Genomic DNA, 3,836 nt, shown 5'->3' with positions numbered 1-3,836 from the left:
GGCGGCCACGGCGGCCTGCGCGGCCGTCAGCCGCAGCGACGGGAGCTCGACCGAGGCGGCGGCGTAGGTGCGCCCGTCGGTGTCCCGTACGGCGGCGCCCTCGGCCGCCTGCACCCGTGCCCTGGTCGAACGGGCCAGGACGACGAGCTTCTCGTCCTCCGGGTCCAGCTCAGGCATGCTCCACTCTCCTGTCGGATCGGTCCTGGTTCTCGTCGGCGCCGGGCCTGGTGCCCGCACCGGTCGCGTGCCCGTCGGCCGGGCGCACCACCACCGTGGTGATCCGCATCCGGCCACGACGGTCCTTTCCGCCCTCGGCCCGCAGCCGCAGGCCCTCCACCTCGGCCTCCGCACCCGGCAGCGGGACCCGCCCGAGGCGCTCGGCCATCAGGCCACCGACCGTCTCCACGTCGTGGTCGGTGAGGTCGACCTCGAAGAGCTCCGCCAGGTCGTCGAGCCCCAGCCGGGACGAGACCCGCACGACATGGTCGTCGACGTGCTCCACCGGGGGACGCTCGTCGGCGTCGGACTCGTCGGCGATCTCCCCGACGATCTCCTCGAGGATGTCCTCGATGGTGAGCAGCCCGGCCGTGCCGCCGTACTCGTCCACCAGCACCGCCATGTGGTGGCGGGAGACCTGCATCTGTTTGAGCAGCGTGTCCAGCCGCTTCGAGTCCGGCACGAAGTTCGCGGGGGTCATCAGCTCCCCGACCGCGCGCGCGGTGCCGCCCTCGGCGATGGACGCCGCCACGAGGTCCTTGAGGTTCACCACACCCGTGATGTCGTCCACCGACTCGCCGATCACGGGGAGGCGGGTGAACCCCGTCCGCATCGACAGCGCCAGGGCCTGCCGCACGGTCTTGTCGTGCTCGATCCACACGATCTCGGTGCGGGGCACCATCACCTCGCGGGCCACGGTGTCGCCGAGCTCGAACACCGAGTGGATCATCTCCCGCTCCTCGGTGCCCACCACGCCCCGCTCCTCGGCGAGGTCGACCAGCTCGCGCAGTTCCGCCTCGGTGGTGAACGGCCCCTCCCGGAAGCCGCGGCCCGGGGTGATGGCGTTGCCGAGGACGATCAGCAGGCGGCTGAGCGGACCGAGCACCGTGCCGAGCACCCGGACGGGACCGGCCACCAGCGGACCGATCCGGTACGGATGCTGGCGGCCCAGGGTGCGGGGGCCCACCCCGACGAGCACGTAGCTCACCAGCGCCATGCCCAGGCTGGCCGTCAGCACGGCGAGCCAGACGGAGTCGAGCAGGCGCAGAGCCACCACGGTCACCAGCACGGTCGCGGTGAGCTCGCAGCCCATGCGCAGCAGCAGGAGCAGATTGATGTGCCTGGTGCGTTCGCGGAGCACGAGGTCCAGCTGGCGGGCGCCGACGCGGCCCGAGCGGATCAGGCCCTCGACACGCGCGGCCGAGGCGGCACCGATCGCGGCGTCGGCCGCCGCGAGTATCCCGCCGAGCAGCACCAGCAGCGCGGCGACGACCAGGAAAGTGGCCGAGGGGGTCACGATGGCTCCGGATCGGTCCCTTCGTCGAGCCCCGCCGTCCCGAGCAACCGCTCGTCGTTGCCGCGCTGGGTGTCCTGGCGCCGTGCGGCGTCCAGCGCGGCGCGGAAGTCGGCGAGGACCCGGTTCTGCAGGCCGAACATCTCCCGCTCCTCCTCCGGCTCGGCGTGGTCGTACCCGAGCAGATGCAACACGCCGTGCACCGTGAGCAGGTGCAGTTCGTCGAGCAGCGGATGCCCGGCCGTGGCGGCCTGGTCCTCGGCGAAACCGGGGCACAGCACGATGTCCCCCAGCAGCGCGGGGGACGACTCGGGGGCCTCCGGCCCGCGGCCCGCCTCCATCTCGTCCATCGGGAACGCCATCACGTCGGTGGGGCCGGGCAGATCCATCCACCGGACGTGCAGCTGTTCCATGACGTCCTGGGTCACCAGCGACACCGACAGCTCGGCGAGCGGGCTGACCTCCATGCGGTCGAGCGTGAACCGGGCCGCCGAGACGATCGAGGTCTCGTCGACGTCGACACCGGACTCGTTGGCGATCTCGATGCTCACCGGCGTCCCCGTCCGCCCGCCGCACGGTCGTCGGCGGTGTCGTCCTGCTCGGCCTGCCATTTCTCGTAGGCGTCGACGATGTCGCCCACCAGCTTGTGCCGTACCACGTCGTGACTGCTCAGTGTCGAAAAATGCAGATCCTCCACGCCTTCGAGGATCTCACGGACGATCCGGAGGCCACTGCGCTGCCCGCCGGGCAGGTCGACCTGGGTGATGTCCCCGGTCACCACGATCCGGGAGCCGAAGCCCAGCCGGGTGAGGAACATCTTCATCTGTTCCGGCGTCGTGTTCTGCGCCTCGTCCAGGATGATGAACGCGTCGTTGAGGGTGCGGCCACGCATGTAGGCCAGCGGCGCGATCTCGATCGTGCCCGCCTGCATCAGCCGCGGGATCGACTCGGGGTCGAGCATGTCGTACAGCGCGTCGTACAACGGCCGCAGGTAGGGGTCGATCTTCTCGGACAACGTGCCCGGCAGATAACCCAACCGCTCACCGGCCTCCACGGCCGGTCGGGTCAGGATGATCCGCGTGACCTCCTTGTTCTGCAGCGCCTGCACGGCCTTCGCCATCGCCAGGTAAGTCTTGCCCGTGCCCGCGGGGCCGATGCCGAACACCACGGTGTGCCGGTCGATAGCGTCGACGTAGCGCTTCTGGTTCAGCGTCTTGGGCCGGATGGTGCGTCCCCGCCGGGACAGGATGTTCATGCTCAGCACCTCGGCGGGCGACTCCGAGCCGCCGCCGGAGAGCATCGTCACCGTCCTGCGGACCGTGTCCGGCCGGATCTGCTGCCCCTTGTCCGCCAGCGTCACCAGCTCCGCGAACACCCGTTCGGCGAAGGCCACCTCGCTGGAGGCCCCGGTCAGGGTGATCTCGTTGCCCCGGACGTGCACATCCGCGTCGAGCAGGTCCTCGGCGACGCGCAGGTTCTCGTCGGCGGAGCCGAGCAGCACGAGTGCGGCGGCGTCCGGGATCGGGAAGTGCGACTGTGCCGACCGGCCCTGCGCGGCGGTGTCATCCGCCCCGTCCACCGGCCCGTCCGTCGGAACGGGCTGCGGGTCGGACGCGGCCTGCGACGGGTCCGCCTCGTCCGGGGTGAGGTGCGCGGGATGCAGCGGTTCGGTTCCGGCCACGTGGCCTCTGGCCTGCCTTCTGCACGTGACGTGCGGGTCGTGGATGTCGTCGTCCCTGGTCATACCGATGGTAGCGGCTGGACCACCACCGGGGCACGGGAGTTTACCCGCCCGGGACTCACTGGTGATAACGCCCGAAATGGCCGAGCTGTTCCCCACCGAGGACGTGTGCGTGGACGTGGAAGACCGTCTGGCCCGCGTCGGCGCCCGTGTTGAACACGACGCGGTAGCCGTTACCGAGCCCCTCCCGCTCGGCCACCGTGGCCGCGGTGCCGACGACGTCGGCCAGCAGCCCCGGGTCGGCCGCGGCGAGCTCGGCCACGTTCCGGTACCGGGTTTTCGGCACCACGAGCACGTGGGTGGCCGCCTGGGGACTGATGTCGCGGAACGCGAGGGTGGTGTCGGTCTCGTGCACGATGTCGGCGGGGACCTCCCGGTCGATGATCCGCTCGAACAACGTCTTCTCGTCGCTCATGACCCTCCCGGTGGCGGTGGCTCGCCGGCTCGGCGGCGCTGGTCTCGCCCCGGCTCGGCTGCGCTGGTCTCGTCGTCTCCGGCAGGCCCGGTGGCCGGTGCCTGTGCCCAGCAGGGTACTGCGGCCAGCAGGGTACTGCGGCCGGTCGGCGCCGGCGACGGGCTTCGCCC

At 71.2% G+C, this 3,836-nt stretch carries 4 protein-coding genes and 1 pseudogene; all 5 read right to left on the bottom strand.

Annotated elements, in window-relative coordinates:
* Positions 1-177, bottom strand: a pseudogene (locus tag ACTIR_RS22070) (cytidine deaminase); the annotation flags it as partial.
* Positions 170-1,513 carry a hemolysin family protein gene (locus tag ACTIR_RS0106795; RefSeq protein ID WP_026453697.1) on the bottom strand — a complete coding sequence of 448 codons (1,344 nt, stop codon included), beginning with the start codon at positions 1,511-1,513 and terminating at the stop codon, positions 170-172. The pseudogene ACTIR_RS22070 and the gene ACTIR_RS0106795, both read right to left, overlap by 8 nt.
* A complete protein-coding gene (ybeY, locus tag ACTIR_RS0106790) occupies positions 1,510-2,061 on the bottom strand; it encodes an rRNA maturation RNase YbeY (protein WP_026453696.1) in 552 nt (183 codons plus the stop codon). Before ybeY ends, ACTIR_RS0106795 begins: the two co-directional genes overlap by 4 nt.
* Positions 2,058-3,191: a PhoH family protein gene (locus ACTIR_RS0106785; protein WP_233345846.1), complete on the bottom strand. Its 1,134-nt coding sequence runs from the start codon at positions 3,189-3,191 to the stop codon at positions 2,058-2,060. Before ACTIR_RS0106785 ends, ybeY begins: the two co-directional genes overlap by 4 nt.
* Positions 3,192-3,309: 118 nt before the next feature.
* Positions 3,310-3,666 carry a histidine triad nucleotide-binding protein gene (locus ACTIR_RS0106780; RefSeq protein WP_026453694.1) on the bottom strand — a complete coding sequence of 119 codons (357 nt, stop codon included), beginning with the start codon at positions 3,664-3,666 and terminating at the stop codon, positions 3,310-3,312.
* Positions 3,667-3,836: the final 170 nt, after the last annotated feature.

Source organism: Saccharomonospora iraqiensis subsp. iraqiensis (assembly GCF_000430445.1).
Lineage (GTDB): Bacteria > Actinomycetota > Actinomycetes > Mycobacteriales > Pseudonocardiaceae > Saccharomonospora > Saccharomonospora iraqiensis.
This window is presented reverse-complemented; position numbering and strand designations above follow the sequence as displayed.

Bases quoted from the DNA above. Each gene is read 5' to 3' on its own strand.
- ACTIR_RS0106780 (WP_026453694.1), bottom strand. From the start codon at position 3,666: ATGAGCGACGAGAAGACGTTGTTCGAGCGGATCATCGACCGGGAGGTC.